Source organism: Nocardia sp. NPDC055321 (genome assembly GCF_053645575.1).
The window spans coordinates 194,193-214,609 of record NZ_JBSHMS010000007.1; the positions used below are offsets into that span (position 1 = coordinate 194,193).

At 69.6% G+C, this 20,417-nt stretch carries 18 protein-coding genes; 13 read left to right on the forward strand and 5 right to left on the reverse strand.

Going from position 1 to position 20,417, the window contains the following annotated elements; translation table 11 throughout:
* The first annotated feature begins 58 nt into the window (after positions 1-58).
* From ACWIGI_RS13885 to ACWIGI_RS13915, 7 genes are all read left to right on the forward strand, one after another.
* Positions 59-469, forward strand: coding sequence for an ArsR/SmtB family transcription factor (locus ACWIGI_RS13885; protein ID WP_454202741.1), 411 nt, complete (start codon positions 59-61; stop codon positions 467-469).
* Between the two features lie 55 nt (positions 470-524).
* Positions 525-890 (forward strand): BlaI/MecI/CopY family transcriptional regulator, encoded by a 366-nt coding sequence (locus tag ACWIGI_RS13890; protein ID WP_454202742.1) that lies wholly within the window; start codon positions 525-527, stop codon positions 888-890.
* Positions 887-1,837, forward strand: a complete 951-nt coding sequence (locus ACWIGI_RS13895) for a M56 family metallopeptidase (RefSeq protein ID WP_454202743.1) — start codon at positions 887-889, stop codon at positions 1,835-1,837. The genes ACWIGI_RS13890 and ACWIGI_RS13895 overlap by 4 nt, the downstream gene beginning before the upstream one ends.
* 134 nt (positions 1,838-1,971) lie before the next feature.
* Positions 1,972-3,924: a peptidase gene (locus tag ACWIGI_RS13900; protein WP_454202744.1), complete on the forward strand. Its 1,953-nt coding sequence runs from the start codon at positions 1,972-1,974 to the stop codon at positions 3,922-3,924.
* A gap of 170 nt (positions 3,925-4,094) precedes the next feature.
* Entirely contained in the window at positions 4,095-5,057 is a 963-nt protein-coding gene (locus ACWIGI_RS13905; protein ID WP_454202745.1) for a TerC family protein, read from the forward strand.
* A 396-nt stretch (positions 5,058-5,453) separates the two neighbouring features.
* Entirely contained in the window at positions 5,454-6,131 is a 678-nt protein-coding gene (locus ACWIGI_RS13910; protein ID WP_454202746.1) for a GNAT family N-acetyltransferase, read from the forward strand.
* Positions 6,132-6,323: 192 nt separating this feature from the next.
* Complete coding sequence (locus tag ACWIGI_RS13915; RefSeq protein WP_454202747.1) at positions 6,324-6,848, forward strand: hypothetical protein; 525 nt, start codon at positions 6,324-6,326, stop codon at positions 6,846-6,848.
* Positions 6,849-6,866: 18 nt separating this feature from the next.
* Here ACWIGI_RS13915 and ACWIGI_RS13920 read toward each other — a convergent pair whose 3' ends face one another.
* On the reverse strand, positions 6,867-7,346 hold the full coding sequence (locus ACWIGI_RS13920) for an MmyB family transcriptional regulator (protein ID WP_454202748.1): 480 nt from the start codon (positions 7,344-7,346) through the stop codon (positions 6,867-6,869).
* Positions 7,347-7,491: 145 nt separating this feature from the next.
* Here ACWIGI_RS13920 and ACWIGI_RS13925 point away from each other — a divergent pair, with 145 nt between their 5' ends.
* The 4 genes from ACWIGI_RS13925 (at position 7,492) to ACWIGI_RS13940 (ending at position 14,916) form a co-directional block, all read left to right on the forward strand.
* The gene (locus ACWIGI_RS13925; protein ID WP_454202749.1) at positions 7,492-11,499 is read left to right on the forward strand and encodes a BTAD domain-containing putative transcriptional regulator; all 4,008 of its coding nucleotides are present in this window, start codon (positions 7,492-7,494) and stop codon (positions 11,497-11,499) included.
* 432 nt (positions 11,500-11,931) lie between these two features.
* Positions 11,932-12,543: a CHAP domain-containing protein gene (locus ACWIGI_RS13930; RefSeq protein ID WP_454202750.1), complete on the forward strand. Its 612-nt coding sequence runs from the start codon at positions 11,932-11,934 to the stop codon at positions 12,541-12,543.
* A 165-nt stretch (positions 12,544-12,708) separates the two neighbouring features.
* The gene (locus ACWIGI_RS13935; protein WP_454202751.1) at positions 12,709-13,947 is read left to right on the forward strand and encodes a hypothetical protein; all 1,239 of its coding nucleotides are present in this window, start codon (positions 12,709-12,711) and stop codon (positions 13,945-13,947) included.
* 243 nt (positions 13,948-14,190) lie between these two features.
* Positions 14,191-14,916 (forward strand): DUF1906 domain-containing protein, encoded by a 726-nt coding sequence (locus ACWIGI_RS13940; protein ID WP_454202752.1) that lies wholly within the window; start codon positions 14,191-14,193, stop codon positions 14,914-14,916.
* A gap of 13 nt (positions 14,917-14,929) precedes the next feature.
* On the opposite strand, the gene ACWIGI_RS13945 is transcribed toward ACWIGI_RS13940, so the two are convergent.
* Together ACWIGI_RS13945 and ACWIGI_RS13950 are read right to left on the reverse strand one after the other, a co-directional pair.
* Positions 14,930-15,289 carry a hypothetical protein gene (locus ACWIGI_RS13945; RefSeq protein ID WP_454202753.1) on the reverse strand — a complete coding sequence of 120 codons (360 nt, stop codon included), beginning with the start codon at positions 15,287-15,289 and terminating at the stop codon, positions 14,930-14,932.
* A gap of 117 nt (positions 15,290-15,406) precedes the next feature.
* Positions 15,407-16,162: an Rv1157c family protein gene (locus tag ACWIGI_RS13950; RefSeq protein WP_454202754.1), complete on the reverse strand. Its 756-nt coding sequence runs from the start codon at positions 16,160-16,162 to the stop codon at positions 15,407-15,409.
* 335 nt (positions 16,163-16,497) lie between these two features.
* On the opposite strand from ACWIGI_RS13950, the gene ACWIGI_RS13955 reads away from it, so the two are divergent.
* The gene (locus ACWIGI_RS13955) at positions 16,498-17,718 is read left to right on the forward strand and encodes a mannosyltransferase (RefSeq protein WP_454202755.1); all 1,221 of its coding nucleotides are present in this window, start codon (positions 16,498-16,500) and stop codon (positions 17,716-17,718) included.
* Here the strand turns inward: ACWIGI_RS13955 and ACWIGI_RS13960 are convergent.
* Together ACWIGI_RS13960 and ACWIGI_RS13965 are read right to left on the reverse strand one after the other, a co-directional pair.
* Positions 17,660-17,953: a 4a-hydroxytetrahydrobiopterin dehydratase gene (locus ACWIGI_RS13960; RefSeq protein WP_454202756.1), complete on the reverse strand. Its 294-nt coding sequence runs from the start codon at positions 17,951-17,953 to the stop codon at positions 17,660-17,662. The two genes, ACWIGI_RS13955 and ACWIGI_RS13960, sit on opposite strands and share 59 nt — an antisense overlap.
* A gap of 20 nt (positions 17,954-17,973) precedes the next feature.
* The gene (locus tag ACWIGI_RS13965; RefSeq protein ID WP_354989248.1) at positions 17,974-18,150 is read right to left on the reverse strand and encodes a hypothetical protein; all 177 of its coding nucleotides are present in this window, start codon (positions 18,148-18,150) and stop codon (positions 17,974-17,976) included.
* Positions 18,151-18,255: 105 nt separating this feature from the next.
* Between ACWIGI_RS13965 and typA the strand changes: the two genes are divergently transcribed.
* On the forward strand, positions 18,256-20,199 hold the full coding sequence (gene typA / locus ACWIGI_RS13970) for a translational GTPase TypA (protein ID WP_454202757.1): 1,944 nt from the start codon (positions 18,256-18,258) through the stop codon (positions 20,197-20,199).
* The last annotated feature ends 218 nt before the right edge of the window (positions 20,200-20,417 follow it).

Genomic DNA, 20,417 nt, shown 5'->3' on the forward strand with positions numbered 1-20,417 from the left:
AACATATCAGAAGATATGAAGAGGTGTTCATGTGTTGTGGCACACTAAGCTCTCCGGCATGGGACACGGAGTCGACGGGCGTGACCGCCCCCCGGTGCGGCTGGACGCCGCCGCGGCCGCCCATGTCGCCAACACCCTGCAGGCCCTCGCGACCCCGAGCCGGCTGCTGATCCTCACCGAACTGCGGCACGGTCCGCTGCCGGTGAGCGAACTGGCCGAGGCGATCGGCATGGAGCAGTCGGCGGTCTCGCATCAGCTGCGCCTGCTGCGCAATCTCGGCCTGGTCGTCGGCGCCCGCAACGGCCGCAGCATCATCTACAGCCTCTACGACCAGCACGTCGCCCAGTTGCTCGACGAGGCGATCTATCACAGCGAGCATCTGCGGCTCGGGCTGTCGGAGGAACCCGAAACCGCCGCCCCGGGAGCGGATCCCGGCGCCCGTATCGGCCCGAAAAACTACGCCGAATAGTAGGTTGGGCGGGCGGCGCCCGGACGGGCGTCGCGGCCGGAGCGAACGAGGGGCGATGAAGGGGCTGGGAGCGCTCGAGAAGCAGGCCATGGGTGTGCTGTGGGAGAGCGCGGACGCGCTGACCGTGCACGATCTGGTGGCGGGGCTCAGCGCGGGGGAGCGGGTGCCCGCGTACACGACGGTGCTCACCGTGGTGACGCACCTGTGGGAGAAGGGCTGGGTGGTCCGGGAGAAGGTGGGGCGGTCCTACCGGTACCGGCCGCGCCGCACGCGCGCGGAGGCCACCACGGACCTGCTGCGTGAGATCCTGGACGACAGTCCCGACGCCCCCGCGGTGCTGCTGCATCTGGCGCGGACCGCGAGCGCGCGCGAGATGGAAGCGTTGCGGCAGGGGCTGTCCGGCGGCGAGCGGCGGCCATGATCGTCATCACCGCCCTGCTGGCGGCGGGCATCGCGCTGGCGGCCGGCGGGCCCGCGGTGCTGTCGCGCGTCGACTTCCGCGCCGCGCCGGGTGTCGGCATCGCGGCCTGGATCGGGGCGGTCGGTGCGGTGATGTGTTGCGGCGCAATGATATTGATCGCGCTGGCCTGGCCGGGCGATCCGCCCGGCGAGGCGTTCGCGGGCAGTGTGGCGCAGAGCCTGGCGGCGGTCGAGCCGCTGGTGGTCACCTGGACGGCGGGGCTGATCACGCCGCTGGTGGTGATCGGCGTCTTCGTGCCGACCGGGCAACTGGCGCGCATCGCCCTCGGGCATCGCGGACGTGCGGTGGCCCAGCGGCGCAGGCACGAAGAGCTCATCGAGATCCTCGGCCGGGCCGATCCCTCGGGTGCGAATCTGGTGCGGCTCGAACACCCGGTTCCCCTGGCGTACAGCGTGGCCGGGCGCGGGGGCTACGTGGTGGTCACCGACGGTCTCGCGCACTGCCTGACCGATGCGCAGTGGCACGCGGTGCTGGCGCACGAGCGCGCGCACCTGCGCGGCCGTCACCACCACATCCTCGGCGCGTGTCACGTTCTGGCGCGGTCGTTCTCGTGGGTTCCGCTCTTCGCGGCCCTGCCCGCCGCGGTCGCCGCGCTGCTCGAACTCGCCGCCGATCGCAGCGCGGCGGCCTCGACCGATCCGCGGGCGCTCTACACCGCGCTGCACACCGTCGCCGCGCACGCGTCCGCGACGCCCGCCGCGCGACTCGGATTGATCGACGCCGAGCTGTCGACCCGGCTGGAATGTCTGGCGGCCGCGCCGGAGTCGCGGTCGGCCTCCCGCCGGACCGCGACGACGCTGCTGCTCGCGACGACGCTGCTGGTCCCGGCCGCCTCGGTGCTCGCGGTGGGTCTCAGTGCGGGGCTGGTGTTGCTCTTGGCCGGGTAATCGGCCACAAAAAACTATGTTCCATAGTATTTTGACGCACGGGTGCGCGCCGATGCGGGCCGCGTCCGATCGTCACGGGTGCGGATCGCGTCGGCGCTCATTGTGAAATGGAACTAGTTCAGAATTGAGATCCCTTGCGCTGCAACACTTCCCGAAACTGGCGCACGCGCCGCAGCCGCCTGGCGGTACTGGTCGCCGCCGTGCTGACCGCCACCGGCCTCGCCGGGCCCGCCACCGGTGATCCCGCCCCCGAACCCGGGCAGGCCCGCTATTCACTGGTCAACGGCTGCTACCGGATCGATACCCCCGCCGGTCCACTGGTGCCGGCGGCGAGCCCGTATCGCCTGCGCGCCACCGCCCTCGGCGAGTACCTGCTCTACGGGCGCACCCGCGAGGTGCTCGAGGCCGCCGAGGGCACGATCCGGACCGCGAAGAACCCCTCGGACGCCGCCGTGTGGCGGGTGAACGGTTCCGGCGCGGCCGGATTCACCATCGCCAACGGCGCGACCGCGACGCCCGCCACGTTCGTGCCCGACACCGGCTGCGCGGACTTCCCCGAGGCCCAGGCCAATGCCCACGGCACCCCGGGCTCGGGCGCCGGCCCCGACGGATCGATCGTGGGCACCATCGACGCGCACGCCCACGTCACCGCCTACGAATTCATGGGCGGCAACTTCCACTGCGGGCGACCGTGGCACCGGTTCGGCGTGACCGCCGCGCTGGGCGACTGCGCCGGAAACCGCACCGGCACCAACGGTTTGATCGCGAGTTTCCTGGACTACGGCGAACCGTTCCGCAAGACCGACACGGTCGGCTGGCCGAGTTTCCGGGACTGGCCCAAGCCATCTGTCCTTACCGCCGAGGGCGCCTACTGGACCGGCATCGAACGGGCGTGGAAGGCCGGACTGCGGGTCATGACCGTCGATCTGGTGGACAACGAATCGCTGTGCGCCATGATGACCGATCGTCGAAACCCCTGTGACGACATGACATCGGTGCGCACCCAGGCGGCCGGGCTGCGCGCGCTCGAGGATTACATCGACGCCCAGGCCGGCGGCCCCGGGCTCGGCTTCTTCCGCATCGTCACCGATCCGGGCCAGGCCCGTGCGGTCGCCGCGTCCGGCAAGCTGGCCGTGGTCCTGGGCATGGAACTGTCGGATCCACTGGGCTGCGGGGTGTTTCTCGGGCAACCCACCTGCACGCGCGGCGACGTCGACCGCTGGCTGACCGAGCTGCGTGCCATCGGGGTGAGCAGCTTCTTCCCGGTGCACAAGTTCGACAACGCCTTCGGCGGCACCAAGATGGACCACGACGTCACCGGGCTGCTGGTGAACGCGGGGAACTTCATGCAGACCGGCACCTTCTGGAACGTTCAGTCCTGCCCCGGGCCCGAACACGACAGCACCCAGCCCTCGGTGCCCATCGCCGGTGACGTCAACCAGTTCCTGGCCCTGCTCACCGGGCCGCTGCTCGGCGGGGCGCCGTTGCCGCTCTACGCGCCCGGATCCCATTGCAACGCACGCGGATTGACCGATCTGGGTGCGTACCTCATCAACCGGATGATCGACCTCGGGTTCCTCATCGAGGTCGATCACCTGAGTGAGGCCACCGCCGACGAGGTCATGACCATCATCGAGAAGCGCGGCTATCCGGGCGTGCTGTCCTCGCACGGCTGGGATTCGGAGAAGACGACCGCGCGGGTCTACGCCGCGGGTGGTTTCGCGACGCCCTACGCGGGCGGCCCGGAGAGCTTCGTGCGCAACTGGCACGCGGCCCGCGCCATGCCCCGCCCGGGTGAGTTCGGCTTCGGCTTCGGCTCGGATATGAACGGCATCGCCGGGCAGGGCGGTCCCATCGGACCCGGGATCGTCTCCTACCCCTTCACCTCGCACGACGGCAGCGTGGTCTTCGACCGCGAGCGCTGGGGTGAGCGCACCTTCGATATCGGGGCCGACGGCACCGCCACCTACGGCAGCTACGCCGACTGGCTCGAGGCCGTCCGGGTCCTCGGTGGCCCGGAGATCATGACCGATGTCTTCCGCGGCGCGGAGGTCTACCTGCGGCTGTGGGAACGAGTGCGGAGCTGATCGTCGCGGGATGTGAGCGGGATCCCAACATTGACTGTTAACTGACCTTAACTTTTGACTTTCTTTACCTTTGTTCGGGATCCCGGTAGCCTCGACGAAGACCCAGGGGCTCTCCCGCTGGCGACCAATCCTTGATCGTGTTGTGCGGACCTGCCCCGGAGGCTTGTGCTGTGGATGTTTCTCTGACCATGTGGGCGGTGACGGTCGCCGCGTTGAGCGCCCTCATCGCCGTCGACTTCTTCATCGGGCGCAAGCCGCACGACGTCTCCATGAAGGAAGCCGGCATCTGGACCGTGGTCTGGATCGCGCTGGCCGTGGTGTTCGGTCTCGGTCTGCTCTTCATGGGCGAATCCCAGGCGTCCACCGAATTCTTCGCCGGCTTCATCACCGAGAAGTCGCTGAGCGTGGACAACCTCTTCGTCTTCGTGCTGATCATGGCCAAGTTCTCGGTGCCCTCGCACCTGCAGCAGCGCGTGCTGCTGTTCGGCGTGCTGATCGCACTCGTGCTGCGCGCCATCTTCATCGGCGCGGGCGCGGCCATCATCTCCAGCTTCTCCTGGGTGTTCTACATCTTCGGCGCGTTCCTGATCTACACCGCGTGGAAGCTCATCAAGGAGGCACGCGCCGAGGAAGAGGACGAGGAATTCGAGGAGAACCGCCTCCTGAAGTCCATCGAGCACCGGTTCGGCGTCTCCGACCAGTACCACGGCACGAAGCTGTTCATCGTCAAGAACGGCAAGCGCATCATGACCCCGCTGCTGGTGGTCATGCTCGCGATCGGCACCACCGACATCCTGTTCGCCCTGGACTCGATCCCGGCCATCTTCGGCCTGACCCAGGATCCGTACATCGTGTTCACCGCCAACGCCTTCGCGCTGATGGGTCTGCGCCAGCTGTACTTCCTGCTGGGCGGACTGCTCAAGAAGCTCATCCACCTGAGCTACGGCCTGTCGGTCATCCTGGGCTTCATCGGCGTCAAGCTGGTGCTGCACGCGCTGCACGAGTCCGGCGTCCACGTCCCGCAGATCTCCACCCCGCTCTCGCTCGGCGTCATCTGCGGCGTCCTGGTCGTCACGACCATCACCAGTCTCGTCGCGGCCCGCAAACTGGAGGCCGCGGACTCCGGCAAATAGGTATTCAAGTGACCGGGCGGCACCGCCCGGTTCGCACCGCCCGCCGGTCGCCTCGAGCGCCCGGCGGGCGGTTGCCGTTTCGCCGGTCCCGCGGCTCGGTTCGCACCGTCCCGGACACGAGCAAAATCCCCGGTAGTCGGTACGATTCGGGCGATTTCCGGCAGCCGCGGCGGCCGTGTCCGAAGGCGCGCCAGCGACTCTGCGCGACACGCTCAGCGGCGGGGGAGAATTCTCGCGCAGCCTTCCTGGTTGTGAGCGTGTGTTCCGCTATCGTTCATCGCACTGTTCGATGCTGCTACTGGCGCGCCAAGGTTGATTCGTCGATTCCGGAGCACTCGACCGGTCCGGCACTGCCGAAAAGCGAGCCCCCGACCGTCTCCGAAAGATCGAGGGAACGTGCCTGTACCCCTTACTCTCGCCGGCCGTCTGGTACGGCTGGAACCCCTTGCGCCACAGCATGCTTCGGGTCTCGCGGAGGCGGCAGCAGGGAACCGCGACGACTACGCCTTCACCCCCGTGCCGCACGGGGTCGACGAGGCGCTGGAGTACGTCTCGGCCGCGCTGGCCGGACACGCGGCCGGCACGTCGCTGGCCTTCGCCATCATCGCCGTCGCGAGCGGCAGAGTGCTCGGCTCCACCAGATTCACCCGCTTCGACTACTGGCAGGGCCCGGTGGTGTGGCCGCTGGTGCACGGACTGCCGTCCGGCGACCCGCTGCTGGCCATGCCCGACGCCGCCGAGATCGGCAACACCTGGCTGTCCCGCGAGGCCCGCGGGACGGGCATCAACCTCGAATCCAAGCTCCTGCTGCTGGCGCACGCCTTCGACACCTGGCGGGTGCGGCGCATCGCGCTGCGGGCCGATATGCGGAACCTGCGCTCCCGCATGGCCATCGAACGCATCGGGGCGACCAGCGACGGAGTCCGGCGGGCGCACTCGCGCGGACTGGACGGCGAGGTGCGCAGCACCGCGTTCTACTCCATCCTCGACGAGGAATGGCCGCACGTGCGCGAGACCATCCACGGGCAGTTGCGCGCGGTTCCGGCGGCTCGGGACAGACTGATCGACGCGTAGTTTCGCGACTATACTTCCGGGTGTTGCACTGGTCGGTCGCCGAGGAGAGATCAGTCCGAGTCGGGTGACTCGGCGGCCGGCGGAACCCTCGGATCACATAGTCAGCAACCGGGCGCGGGGTCGCGCGCCCAGACGTCCGCCGGGCGGCGGCGCGGGCATGGCGGCCCCCTCTTCCTCGTGAAGGAGACGCGCATGCCCGACCCCATGTCCACCCGGGTCTACCTCGCGGACACCCGCTCCGGCGCCGCGGCGCTCACCCTCTTCCTGGCCCCCGAACCGCGCGTACGCGGCGGCGCCATGCTGCACCTGCTCGAACAGGCCCCGCTGCTGGGCGACCGGCTGCGGCCCACCGACCGCACCCTCGTCGACTGGTTGCAGGTGCATTCGACACCGGCGATGTGCGCCCGCTTCCGGGCCTTCGCACCCGGCCGGCACGACCCGCCCCGCGTGCGGGCGGTGCTGCACGATCACTTCATCGCCGACCCGGCCCCGCTGGGCCTGGACCTCGACGATCAGGCGGAGATGGCCAGGCTCGACCTGCTGCCCGAGCACGCCCTGGGCGCGCGGCGCATCGACGACTTCCACGATCACGCGGTGCGCACGGCCATGCTCGCGGTGTACCGGCACTTCGGGGTGGATCGGCGCATCCCGCTGATCTATCACGGCTTCGCCGCGCCCGAGGACGGGTGGTTCGAGGAGCCCGCCGCGGAAGCGTGAACCGGGCCCGGGCGGTCGCTACTCGATCGGCATGACCGAGAGCAGGGCCCACGGCCGGCGAGGGAAGCTGAACTGGAAGGTCTGCACGTGCATGCGGCGGTCCGAGTCCGATTCCGGATTGCGCATGAGCATGGTGCGCTCGGCGGCCTGCCCGACATCGGTCATATTGCGCCACATGCGATCCCATTCGGGTGTGCGCCGGCACAGGGTGATGATCTCCTCGCGGCGCTCGGGGCGGATCAGACCCTCGGGCAGGTCGCGGAAGGCCGAAACCATCAGCTGCGCTTCGGATTCCCAATCGCTCAGGCGCAGTCGCGACATGGGCTCGAGCATGATGGCGGTCAGCAGGTTCGCGCCCGGCCCGGTGCCGGGAAACAGCTCGCTGAACGCGGAGTTCGTCTCCACCACGTCGTAGGCGCCGTCATGCAGGCAGGCCGGGTGCGGAAGGCTGTGCAGCAGCGCGAGATCGGCGGGCGGCGGGCTGGAGGGGTCGAACACCCTGGCAGTGTGCGGCACCACTCTTCGTTTTCTCTTCGCGCCGGGTTAAGTCCGATCACAAGACTGGGTGTTGTCGCAGAATTTCTGTCATATTGGACATTCGGTTTGGTTTGTTCTTTTGTGGGTATGGGGGTGGCTCGGCGATATGACGACCACGCGAATCGGTGTGCTGGGTCCACTGCACATCAGCATCGACGGCAAGCGGGTACCCCCCGGGGCGCCCATGCAGTGCGCGGTGCTGGGGCGGCTGGTGGCCGCGGGCGGCCGGGTGGTGCCCACCGACCGGCTGATCGACGATCTCTGGGGCGGTGACCCCCCGACCAAAGCCGTTGCCGCGCTTCAGGTGTACATCCACAATCTGCGCCGGGTCTTCGAACCCGACCGCCCGCGCCGGGCGCGCTCGCGCGTGATCGTCTCCGAATCACACGGCTACGCACTCAATCTCGAGCCCGAGCAGGTCGACGCCTGGCACTTCGAACAGCTGCTGCACGGGCACGAAACGGCCATGCGCGATCCCGCCGTCCGGCCCGAACCGCTCGAACAGCTGCGGGTGCTCGACGCCGCGCTCGCCTGCTGGCACGGCAGCGCGTTCGAATCGTTCGCCGGAACCTCCTGGGCGGCACAGGAAATCGCGCGGCTCGCGGCGCTGCGGCTCACCGCGTCGGAACTGCGCGCACAGGCCGCGCTGGAAACGAACCGGCCCGCCGACGTCGTGCTCGCGCTGCGGCCCATCTTCGAGGAGCATCCGGGCCGGGAGGAATGCGCGCGGTTGCTGGCGCTGGCGCAGTACCGGCTGGGGCAGTCGCTCGACGCGCTGGCCACCGTGCGCCGGAGCCGGGAATTCCTCACCCTGGAATTCGGGGTGGATCCCGGACCCGGGCTGCGGGATCTGGAAACCGCCATCCTCACCCATTCGGTCGAGGCGGAGCCGTCCGTCGCGGCGGTCGCGGTGCGGGCGCCCGAGCGGGCTCCGGCCCCGGAACCGGTGGTGGACAGCGGATACGGGGCGCAGCGGGCCGCGATCCTCGAGGCCGCAGCGGCGGCGGAAGCCGGTGAGGTGCGGCTGGTCTGGCTGGCGGGGGAGGCCGGGGCGGGCAAGACCACCCTGGCCGCGACCGTGCTGACGCGCCTGGCCGGACGGTCCTGGGCCACCGTCGTCGCGCGCTGCCCCGAGGTGGACGGCGCGCCGCCGGCCTGGGCCTGGTCCGAGGTGCTCACCGGGCTGGACGCGGGCGATCCCGAAACGTACACCGCCGCAGACGCTTTCACCCTGGCGCGGCGGGTGGTGCGGTCCTGCCGCGAGCGGACCGCGCACGGACCCGTCGCCATCGTGCTGGAGGACGTGCACGGGGCCGACGCCGCCACGCTGCAGGTGCTGCGCCAGGTGGTCAACTGGCTGCGCGACCGGCCCATCCTCATCGTCGCCACCCTGCGCGGCACCGAGGCCGGGCCCGGGGTGCGCGATACCGCCGCGGCCCTGGCGCTGTTCACCGCCGACCGCGTCGAACTCGACGGACTCGACCTGGCGGGGACCAGGCAGGCGGCGCTGGCCGCCGGACTCACCGCGGTCGACGATCGCACGGTGGCGCTGCTGCGCCACCGGACCGGCGGGAACCCGCTGTTCGTGCGCGAACTCGCGAAACTCTTCGCCACCCAGGGCGCGTCGGACGCGCTGCCGGTGACCGTACGCGATCTGCTGGGGCGGCGCATCGCCCAACTGCCGGACACGGTCGTGGAATTGCTGCGGCACCTGGCGGTCTGGGGCGAGCACATCGACGTGGATACCCTGGCCGCCTCGGCCGGGCGGCCCGCGGACGACATCATCGACCTGATCGCGGGCGCCGAGGCCGCCCGGCTGCTGCGCACCGACCGCAGCGGACGCGTCAGCTTCGACCACGCCCTGGTCCGGGAGACCGTGTATCACGACATTCCGGTCCTGCGGCGCGCCCGAATGCACTGGGCGGCTTTCGAACTGCTGCGGTCGAATCCGGGCCTGGCCCGCGCCGGTGGAGTCGACGCGCTGGCCCACCACGCCGCGCTGGGCGCGGGCGTGGACACCGCCGAACTGGCCCTGGGCTACGTGCGGGCCGCCGCCCACCGCTGCGGCGAACGCCGCATGCGCGCCGACGCGGTGCGCCGCTGGCGCTCGGTGCTCGCGCTGCACGAACTCGCCGGACACAATGCGCCCCGCGGGATTCGGCCGACCACGGAGCCCACCCACCAGACCCTCGCCGACTGGCCCGCCCTGACCAGCCGCGAGTCCGGCACCCACCGCGCGACTTTCACCGACCACCTCACCCTCGCCGAACTGGCCGCCGAGGCGAGCGCGGCCGCGTCCCTCGAACGCGCCTCGGCCGCCGAGGTCGCGTGGTCGGCGGTCGATCGTGGCGATACCGCTGTGCCGCACGCGACTACCGGCCACGGTCCCGGCAGCGAGACTTCCGCAGCTAGAACGTCTGGAGCGATGGACGAGGTCGGCTCGTCTGCCGCGACCAGTGACGCTGCCCCGACCGGCGCTTCCGACCCGATCGGCGAAAGCGCCCCGGCCGCAGGGAATGCCGCCGTCGGCGCGTCCGGCCTGGCCACTGGGTCCGGCGCGACAGACGGGCCGGCTGCGACCGCTCCGACCGGTGCGTCCGTTGGGTACGGAGCCGCTGGTACGCGCGGAGCGGCCGAGGTCGAAGGCAGTCTGCGTGGCGCGGGGGACATCGGCCCGGAACCCGTTGTCGCCGAACAGGGGGAGATCCCCGGTGACGTGGCCGGACGTGCGTCCGGGGAGGGCATCTTCGTCCTCGCCGACCGGGTCGCGCCGCGCGAGGAGATCACCGTGGCGCGGGCGGACCGGGTCGCGTTGCTGCGGGCCCGGTGCGAACTCGTCATCGCGCTCGCCTACGACGGACAGCACATCGCCGCGCGCGCCGCGCGGGAGCAGGCGCTCGAACTGGCCGAAACCCTCGGTGACACCGCGTTGCTCGCGCACGCCGCCACCTGCTGGCCGACGCCGCTGATCTGGTCGGTGCACGACTGGCACACCCCCGACCCGCGCATTCGCGGACCGTTGCGCACCGCGCTCGCCGACCCCGCGCTGCCGGTCGCCGCGCAGGTGCGGCTCCAGGTCACCACCGTCTTCGAGCTCGCGCTCGAGGACTTCGAGGCGACCGCGCTGGCGGCGGCCGCGGCCACCGAACTCGCCGAGCCGCACGGTGATCCGGAGCTGCTGTGCACCGCCATCAACGCGCAGGCCTTCGCGGCCTTCGGTGACGGCGGGTTCCTGCGCGCGACGGAGGTGAAGCGGCATGCGACACGGCTGCTTCAGGTGTCGACCGCCGCGCAGCTCACCGAATTCCGCGCGCTCGCACACTATCTGCTGTTCCGCGCCGAACTCGCCGACGCCAATCTGCTCGCCGCCGCCGAACATGCCCGGCACGCCGGCGAATACGCGTCGGATGGGCAGTTGCGCCACCTGCTCGACGCGCTCGCGCCGTTCGACATGATGCTCGAACTGCTGCGCGGAGACACCGACGAGGTGCACTACCTGCTGGCGGTGGGCTTCGCGCCCGTCGAACGCATCGTCGCGCTCTCGGAGGAGGGCGCGGCCGAACCGTCCCGCGATCCCAACACCCTGCACATCGGCATCGCGATCTCGCTCGCCTGGCTCGCCGACGACATGTCCGACTACGTCGACGAACTGCGCGATCGGGTCGCCATCAAACCCGAGCTCTTCGTCTACGGCTACGCACTCGCGCTGGTGCACGCCGGGCGGCACGACGAGGCCCGCCGCGTACTGGCCGACGCGCCGCCGCTGGGCCCGCAGTTCTGGTCCACGTTCAGCGCCGTGCGCGCCCGCGCGGTCATCGCCCTCGGCGACCTGGCCGCGGCCCGCGAACTCTACGATCAGCTGCTGCCCTACGCGGGCACCATCGCCGGCCTGGAGACGGGCGCTGTGGTCCTGAGCCCCATCGACACGGTCCTGGCCGATCTCGCCGCGGCCGTGGGCGATTCCGTCCGCGCCGCCGCCCACCGCGCCGCCGCCGAGGCCCTGGAGGTCCGCCTCCAGGCCGACCTTGACGTCCTCGCAGGCAGGTCCTCCGCGGGCCGGGTCCTGGTGCGCCCCAGAACGTTCCGAGCTCCCGATCCCGAGCCCCGCCCCTGACGGCTCCCACCCCTGCACGCCGCGGCCACGGTCGCAGGACACGCTGCGCCGCAACGTGTCCTGCGCCCGCAGGGCCTGCCGTGTTTGCCGATTGACCCGGTGTGGCTGCCTCGTCGATAGGTCCGGATCCTCGCCGTGAAGAAGTCGGTGGCCACCGGCCCGCATCCACCGGTTTCACGCTGCTGCGCCAGTGTGGAGGTTGTTCGGATCCCACATGCGAACAAGGGAATTCGGCGGGTTCGCGGCCGAATGTTCGCAGTGGTGTCATCGCGCCCGGATGGGTTCGTGTGCTCGGCCCGCGGCGGTGCGCGGGGTCTCGGTGGCGGTGCGGCCGGACACGAGCTGCCCGCCACTGTTATCGCTCGATGGGGCATTCTCGATAACGAGGAGTGCGCCGGGGGAGCCGGGGCGCCGGAGAGCGGGAGGTTTCGGGTGGTCGAGCTGGACGGACGGCGGCGGGCGGGGTCCACGCGGTGGGCGGTCGTGGCCGGAATCCTGGCGGTGCTGGTGCTCGTCGGGGTCGGTGGCGCCGCGGGCGTGCGGTGGTGGCAGGACCGATCGCTGCCGGTGCTGGCGGGGGAGCGGCTGCGGGAGTTCCCGGACGTGGACCGGGAAGGATTGAGCGATACGCAGCGGCGGATTCTCACCGTGACGGCACGGGAATTCCAGGCGCAGGACCCCGGGACCAAATACTCCGAGGGCATCGACGAAGCCTGGTGCGCGGATTTCGTGAGCTGGGTGATGCGCGAAGCGGGACAGCCGCTCGCCAATCCCAATTCGGGGTCGTGGCGGATTCCCGGGGTGTACACCCTCGAGGAGTACTACCGGGGTGAGCGCAGATTCGAAGATCGCGGATATCGGCCGCGCGTCGGCGACGTCGTCCTGTACGCACCCGACAGCGCGTTCAACCACCACACCAATATCGTGATCGACGTCGCCGGCGACACGATTACCACGTTGGGCGGCAACGAATTCGGCGAGATCACCATCCATCGTTACGCGCCCGCCGAGGTTTCGGGACTGGTCGGTTTCGGCAGGTTGTGAACGCGCAGGTTCCACATTCTGGAAATGCCGGGACGCGAGGGTGGGCACTCGCCATCGCACCGCCTACGATGGTTGCGGCGGTGCCCGGCAGCATCGCCGATCGATCCCTGTCCTGCTGCCCCCTCATCGGCAGGACAGGGATCCCCGCCCGAGGAAAGTAGCTGGATGACCCCGTCCGAACCGACCTGGATCGATTACGCCGAATTCGGCGAACGTTTCGTCGCGGCGGCGGTTACCGAATCCAGAATCGACGCGGCCGTGTCCGGAATGGCCGGGCGCGGTATGACGATCGGTCCCTTCTCCATCGGACCCGCGGGCCTGGCCCGATTCGTCGCCAAGGGCAGCGTCGGCAAACCGACCATCATTCGCCGCGGCCCGCACGTGCACTTCGACGTCGCCCTGCCGGTCACACTCCGCGTCGACGTCACCCTGGGCGGTCAGCGCCTCGGGCTCGAGGCGATCGTCGACATCGACCTGAAGCTGCACGCGCGCACCGCCGAGCCGCTGCTGATCGTCATCGACATCGAGCCGGTCACCAATCGCGACGTGAGTTTCGTCATGCGCGCCCAGGCCATCGGCAGCGCCTGGGAATTGCTGCTCGACCCCATCGCCAAACTGGTGCAGCGCGAGGTCGCCACGCGCATCAACGCCCTACTCGCCGACCCGGACGCCCGGCGCGGGCGCACCTTCGACGTGGAAGCCATTCTCGACGGCGCCAAGTCCGGCTACCGCGGACCGGTGGACTACCGGTGGATCGGCTACGACGAATTCGGGCATCGCTTCTTCGAACGCGTGGTGACCGCCGACCGGGTGCGCGAGGCCGTGGAATCCATGGCGGGCAAGCCCATCGAGGTGGGACCGCTGCGAACCGGACCGGGCCGCAAGGCCCAGGTGTCGGTGCAGGGCCAGGTGCGGCTGCCGCGTGTGGTCGGTGCGGGCGAGTCGCCCGAGCGCCCCGAGCCCAAACCCGAACCCCGCATCGCCGAACTGCCGCCCGTGGTTCCGGCCGCGCCGCCCGCCCCCGAAGTGAACGGGGAGACGCTCGCCGCCGCCGACCGCGATCCCGCGCTGGTCGCCTTCGACATGACCATCCCGGTCTCGCTGGACATCACCGTGGACGTGCTCAAGTCCAACCGCTACCGCGCCGAGGTGCAGGTGCCGGTGGCCCTGGTCGCGCGCGCGGCCGACCCCCTGCTCATCGTGATCGAGGCGGAGCCGCCGCACGCCGAGGACATCACGCTGGAATTCGAGGCCGAGGGGCTGCGCGCCGCGGCGCTCGGCCGCGTGGCGGGCATTCGCAAACAGGTCGTCGCGCAGGTGGCGGCGGTCGTGCGCAGGGAGGTCGCCGATCCGTCGCGGCGCACCATCGACGTCGCCGCGCGGTTGAACGGCACCCGCGTCTGACGCTGTCTCACCGGCTCTGACCGTTCTGAGACTATTGGGACTCATGATGCTCGTGTGTCCTGTGCGCCTGGCGATCCCATAGTGATTATGGTGAAATGAGGGCACGTTCAGGGCTCCCGGCGCACAGATGACCGCAGGTCATCGGGGAAGGTGCGCCGGGCACGCCGCCCGCAAGTCTCAGCTCCACCGGATCGTGTTCGACCGGCATGTGCCAGACCAGGCGAGTGTGCGAAGGAGTCCTTCATGCGTTCCGTCCCGATGAACCGCCGATCCCTGCTGTCCGGTGCGGCCGTCCTGGCCGCGGGACTGTCCGCGGGATTCGCGCTCCCCGCTCCCGCCGCCGCGCGCCGGCAGGAGATAGGCACCCTGCTCGACTACGCGGGCGGGGTGCCCGCCGCGCACGCCATCGGCGCCGCGGGCCACATCGGCGTCATCCGCTACGTGTCGGATCGACGGCCGGGCGCGGAATGGATGGCGGGCAAACCGCTGCTCGCGCGCGAGGTCGAGGCGCTCGCCGCCGCCGGACTCTCCGTGGTCTCCTGCTACCAATTCGGCAAGGGCCCCACCGCGGATTGGCGCGGCGGGTACGAGGCGGGCGTCGAGCACGCCACCCGCGGGCAGGTGCTGCACCAGGCCGCCGGCGGCCCCGACACCGCGCCCATCTACGCCTCGATCGACGACAATCCCAGCGACGAGGAGTTCGAGACCCAGATCGAGCCGTACCTGCGCGGCTGGGAATCGGTCATCGGGCACGAGCGCACCGGCGTCTACGCGAACTCCCCGACCATCGACAACATCCTCGGCGCGGGCCTGTGTTCGCTCTACTGGCAACACAATTGGGGCACCCCGCGGGGTTACGTGCACCCCGAGGCGCACCTGCACCAGTTCGAGATCGACAAGCGCGCCGTCGACGGCATCGGGGTGGACGTGAACTCGGTCCTGCACCCGGCCTACGGCCAGTGGTGGTGAGACCGCCCGCTGCTCAGGTCTGACAGTGGCAGGTGGGGTCGGCGCGGAGGTCGGGTTCGTCGGCGACCACGCGGAGTGTCGGCCGGGGGTCGCGATCCTCGCGGCCCTCGCCGAACGCCTGCCGATCGCCCATCCACGAGAACATGGACCAGCGGGACAGGCCGGAGAAGGCGGATCCGAGACTGCCGAACGAGCCCGAGGAAATGATCGAGCCGAACGAGCCCGCGGATCCGATGGACAGCACCGATCCGACGCTGCCGATGGACAGCACCGAATAGGCGGAGCCGATCGACAGGATCGAGCCCTCGGAGCGGATGGACAGGATGGAGCGGCGCGAATGCAGTCCCCGCGCGCGGGATTTCACAGCGGCCATAGGTAGCGGTCTACCACAGAATCGCCGCCCGGAAACGCGTTTCGCCCCCGGGCCGGTCCGCTTGTCGCGGGCCGGAACGGGGGCGGAAGCTCGGGGTCCGGCCGTGGCCGGACCGGCCTACGCGACGGTGAAGAACCCGACGGTCGGCAGGAACGAGCAGGTGCGCGGCTGCGACTCGGCGTCGGCCTGGGTGGTCAGCGAGCCCGACACCACGGCGACGATCCGGCCGGAGCCGGTGTTCGCGATGGTGGACAGGGTGGCCGGGCCATCCGGGTTGATCTTGGCCTCGTCGGTCAGGTTCTGCACACCGCTCTGGCGGGTGTCCAGGTTGATCCACTGCACGGTCATCGGCGGCGTCTGGACCTCGGTGGGCTTCTTGGTGCCCAGCGCGGTGAAGACGAAACCGGTCTGGCCGTTCGCCGGTCCGGGCGGCGGCAGCGTCGCGGGGCCGCCCACGGCCAGCGCGGTGCCGACCGAGTCGCCGCTGTCGCTGATGCAGCCCTTGCCCAGGGTCGGCCACAGGAACTGGGAGATGACGGGACCGTCCTGCGGAATGTCGACGCCACCGCCGCCGCTGCCGTCCAGGAAGGTGATGATTCGTTCCAGCGTCGACTTGATCTGCGGGGGCAGATTCAGCGTCGCCAGAATGGTCCGGGCCTGCGCCAGAATGGCGGCCTGGGGGCCGGGGGCGGCGATATCGGCCGGCCCCGCCGCCGCGCCGATGATGGCGGGCACCAGGGAGGCCAGCGCCTCGACCGGCACGCCCTCCGGAATCATGGGAACAAACGCGGTGGTTTGCGGGGCAGGAGCCGGTGCGGCGGAAGCGGTCGGCACGACAATAGTGGCGCAGGCCGCAAGGGCCAGCGCGGACATTGTGAACCGCGATCCTCGGGTGCGAAGCACTGGTGTAGCCGTCCTTACCTCGGGGTACATCAAGCAGCGATGCAGCGATATGGACATCGCTCCGCGCCACTCTAGGTACCTGGTCGCCCTGTTGTACAGCCAAGGTGTGATCTTGCTGTCCACGATTGCCTCACGCTATCGAACACTCGACCAAATTGTGTGTTACCAGAGTGTCCGGTGATGCGAATGTTACAGCAGTGAGTCCGGGTTTCCCGGCTGTTTCCCCCGTCCGACTATTCTTGTCGCGGCCGAACGCCCGCCGGGATTCTCCGGCGCCCTTGCCGCCCGAACGGAAAGTCCGCGCCGTGAATCGACCTGTCCGACTGGCCGCCCTGGCGCTCGGTATTTCGGTACTGGCCCGTCTGGCCTGGGTCTTACTGCTACCCAACGGCATGAATTTCGTGGATCTCCATGTGTACGTGGATGGTTCGGCCGCGCTCGGCTCGGGTCACCTCTACGAGTGGACCGACCGGAGTCGTACGCCGGACTTCGCGCTGCCGTTCACCTATCCGCCGTTCGCGGCGCTCGTCTTCTATCCATTACACCTGTTGCCCTTCACATTTGTCGCAATTGTCTGGCTACTGGCGACCATGGCGGCGCTGTTCGGCGTGGTGTGGCTGGCGCTGGAGTTCATGGTCGGCAAAGCGGCTCTGCGCGAAGAGTATTGGCGGACCGTCGCGCTGGCGTGGACCGCGGTCGGCATCTGGCTCGAACCCATGCGCATGACCCTGGACTACGGACAGGTCAACGTGTTCCTGGTCCTGCTCGCGCTGTTCGCGGTGCGCAGTGACCGCTGGTGGATCTCGGGCACGCTCGTCGGCGTGGCGGCCGGGGTGAAACTGACCCCCGCCATCACCGGCGTCTACTTCGCGGCGAGCCGGCGCTGGCTCACCGCGGTGTGGTCGGGCGTGGTCTTCTTCGGCACCATCGGCCTGACCTATCTGATCACCCCGGCCGAGACCCGCACGTACTTCGGCGAGTTGCTCGGCGACGCGTCGCGGATCGGCCCGGTCGGCTCGGCGTCGAACCAGTCGCTGCGCGGCGCGCTCAGCCGGCTGCTCGGCCACGACGTGGTGAGCGGCCCGGTCTGGCTGGTCGCGGTGCTGATCGCCGCCGCGCTGGCGGTGCTGGCCTGGCGCGCCCTGGCCGCGGACGACGTGCTCGGCAAGCTGCTCATCGTGCAGCTGTTCGGCCTGCTGGTGTCGCCGATCTCGTGGTCGCACCACTGGATCTGGCTGATCCCGGTGATGCTGTGGCTGGTGTATGGCCCACTGCGGCGCGCCGCCGGGGCGCGGGTGCTGGCCGGGTTCTGGTTCCTCACCACCCTGGTCGGCGTGCCGTGGGTGCTGCTGAATTTCCAGACGTCCATCTGGACGATCTCGCGGCCGGGCCTGATGTCGTGGCTCGGCACCGTCTACGCGGTCGGCGCGGTGGCCTTCTACGTGTGGGTGATCCGCGCGGGACGCGCTAGCTCTGGGCTTGCAGCCGATCTATCTCGTGCGCCAGCGCCACATCCAGCCGGGTGAGGCCGCCGGCGTCGTGGGTGGATAGCGTGAAAGTGACTCGCCGCCATCGGATATCTATGTCCGGATGGTGATTGGCGGCTTCGGCGGCGACCGCGACCCGGCGAACCAGTTCGATACCCGCCAGGAACGAGGCGGCCGAGATCGTGCGCGCGATGCTGTCGCCGGTGCGGGTCCACTCGGGGAGCTCGGCGAGTGCTGCGGCGATGGCGTCTTCGGAGAGCGGTGGGGTGGTCATGTCTCCGGTGTACCCCGCACTCAGGCGGCGCGCGCGGCTTTGAGCCCTTTCTTGAGCTCCTTGCCGTGGCAGCCCGCGGCCTCGAGCTTCTTCATGCGCATGATGACCACGGGGCATTTGAGGCACCGCGTCTTCTTGCGGCAGCACTTCTTCTTGGGCTTCAGACTGGAAACGTCCTTAGCCTTCACCTTGCCCATGTTGGTTAGCTTAGCCTAACTCGGGTGCGTTAAACCTGTGACTTCGGCGGACGGTAGTGTGTAGCTCGCCGCATGCCCGGTGGAATCTCGCTTACTTCCCCATGCATGACCCCGCCGGGTCCGGCCAACCCTTTTCACCAGGAGGAATCTAACGTGTCGTCTGTCGAGTTCCGTAACGTCGCCATCGTGGCGCACGTCGACCACGGCAAGACAACACTGGTCGACGCCATGCTGCGTCAGTCCGGCGCGTTCGCCGAGCGTGCCGAGATGGTCGACCGGGTGATGGACTCCGGGGATCTGGAGCGCGAGAAGGGCATCACCATTCTCGCAAAGAACACCGCGGTGCATCGGCACAATGCCGATGGTTCGGTCACCGTCATCAATGTCATCGACACCCCCGGCCACGCCGACTTCGGTGGCGAGGTCGAGCGCGGCCTGTCCATGGTCGACGGCGTCGTGCTGCTCGTCGACGCCTCCGAGGGCCCGCTGCCGCAGACCCGCTTCGTGCTGCGCAAGGCGCTGTCCGCCTCGCTGCCGGTCATCCTCGTGGTCAACAAGACCGACCGTCCCGACGCCCGCATCGAGGAGGTCGTCGAGGAGTCGCACGACCTGCTGCTCGACCTGGCCTCGGACCTCGACGACGAAGCCTCCGAAGCCGCCGAGCTGGCCCTGGACCTGCCGGTCCTGTACGCCTCCGGCCGCGAGGGCAAGGCCTCGACCACCCGCCCCGAGAACGGCAGCGCGCCCGACGCGGAGAACCTCGACGAGCTGTTCGAGGTCCTCATGAAGCACGTGCCCGCCCCGAAGGGCGACAAGAACGCCCCGCTGCAGGCGCACGTCACCAACCTCGACGCCTCGCCGTTCCTCGGCCGTATCGGCCTGGTTCGCATCCACAACGGCACCCTGCGCAAGGGCCAGAACGTCGCGTGGATGACCCCCGAGGGCACCAAGACCGTCAAGATCACCGAGCTGCTGCAGACCATCGGCGTCGAGCGCAAGCCCGGTGAAGAGGCCATCGCCGGTGACATCGCCGCCGTCGCGGGCATCCCGGAGATCATGATCGGCGACACCCTCGCCGACGTGGAGAACCCGGTCGCCCTGCCGCGCATCACCGTCGACCAGCCCGCCATCTCGGTCACCATCGGCACCAACACCTCGCCGCTGGTCGGCCGCGTGTCCGGGCACAAGCTGACCGCGCGCATGGTCAAGGACCGCCTGGACAAGGAACTCATCGGCAACGTGTCGCTGCGCGTGCTCGACATCGGCCGCCCGGACGCCTGGGAGGTCCAGGGCCGCGGTGAGCTCGCGCTCGCCATCCTGGTCGAGCAGATGCGCCGCGAGGGCTTCGAGCTGACCGTCGGCAAGCCGCAGGTCGTCACCCAGAACGTCGACGGCAAGGTGCACGAGCCGTTCGAAGAGCTGACCGTGGACTGCCCGGACGAGTACCTGGGCGCCGTCACCCAGCTGCTGGCCGCCCGCAAGGGCAAGATGGTCCAGATGAGCAACCACTCCGCCGGGTGGGTGCGCATGGAGTTCATCGTTCCCTCGCGCGGTCTGATCGGTTTCCGCACCGACTTCCTCACCGAGACTCGCGGCACCGGTATCGCCAACGCCATCTTCGACGGCTACGCGCCGTGGGCCGGCGAGATCCGTGCCCGCCACACCGGTTCGCTGGTGTCGGACCGTGCCGGTTCGGTCACCCCGTTCGCCATGATCCAGCTCGCCGACCGCGGCCAGTTCTTCGTGGAGCCCGGCGCGGACACCTACGAGGGCCACGTCGTGGGCATCAACCCGCGCGCGGAGGATCTCGACATCAACGTCACCCGTGAGAAGAAGCTGACCAACATGCGGTCCGCCACGGCCGACGTGTTCGAGACCCTGGCCAAGCCGCTGCAGCTGGATCTCGAAGCGGCCATGGAGTTCTGCACCGACGACGAGTGCGTCGAGGTCACCCCCGAGGTCGTGCGCGTGCGCAAGCTGATCCTGGGCGCGACCGAGCGCGGCCGCGAACTCTCGCGCAAGAAGGCCCGCGACCGCGCCGCGCAGTAGTTTTGGCCTCCGCTCCGCTCCGGCGGGTTCGCGGCCCCTGAAGTCTCGTTCTTCCCTCCCTCCGCTCCTCCGCTTCGCTCCCCCGCTCCACTCAGTCCAGAACGAGACGGGCCGCGAACTGCGGGGCGGGGGGAGTTGTTTGTCCGGTGTTGGCGGGGCGAGTCGGCACTCACCGGGCTCGAACTCGGCGATGGGGCAGTTGCCGTACGGCGGTGTCG

Coding starts and splice junctions, on each gene's coding strand:
- ACWIGI_RS13885 (WP_454202741.1), top strand. CDS start 59: ATGGGACACGGAGTCGACGGGCGTGACCGCCCCCCGGTGCGGCTGGAC.
- ACWIGI_RS13890 (WP_454202742.1), top strand. CDS start 525: ATGAAGGGGCTGGGAGCGCTCGAGAAGCAGGCCATGGGTGTGCTGTGG.
- ACWIGI_RS13895 (WP_454202743.1), top strand. CDS start 887: ATGATCGTCATCACCGCCCTGCTGGCGGCGGGCATCGCGCTGGCGGCC.
- ACWIGI_RS13915 (WP_454202747.1), top strand. CDS start 6,324: ATGCCCGACCCCATGTCCACCCGGGTCTACCTCGCGGACACCCGCTCC.
- ACWIGI_RS13925 (WP_454202749.1), top strand. CDS start 7,492: ATGACGACCACGCGAATCGGTGTGCTGGGTCCACTGCACATCAGCATC.
- ACWIGI_RS13935 (WP_454202751.1), top strand. CDS start 12,709: ATGACCCCGTCCGAACCGACCTGGATCGATTACGCCGAATTCGGCGAA.
- ACWIGI_RS13940 (WP_454202752.1), top strand. CDS start 14,191: ATGCGTTCCGTCCCGATGAACCGCCGATCCCTGCTGTCCGGTGCGGCC.
- ACWIGI_RS13945 (WP_454202753.1), bottom strand. CDS start 15,289: ATGGCCGCTGTGAAATCCCGCGCGCGGGGACTGCATTCGCGCCGCTCC.
- ACWIGI_RS13950 (WP_454202754.1), bottom strand. CDS start 16,162: ATGTCCGCGCTGGCCCTTGCGGCCTGCGCCACTATTGTCGTGCCGACC.
- ACWIGI_RS13960 (WP_454202756.1), bottom strand. CDS start 17,953: ATGACCACCCCACCGCTCTCCGAAGACGCCATCGCCGCAGCACTCGCC.
- ACWIGI_RS13965 (WP_354989248.1), bottom strand. CDS start 18,150: ATGGGCAAGGTGAAGGCTAAGGACGTTTCCAGTCTGAAGCCCAAGAAG.
- typA (WP_454202757.1), top strand. CDS start 18,256: ATGACCCCGCCGGGTCCGGCCAACCCTTTTCACCAGGAGGAATCTAAC.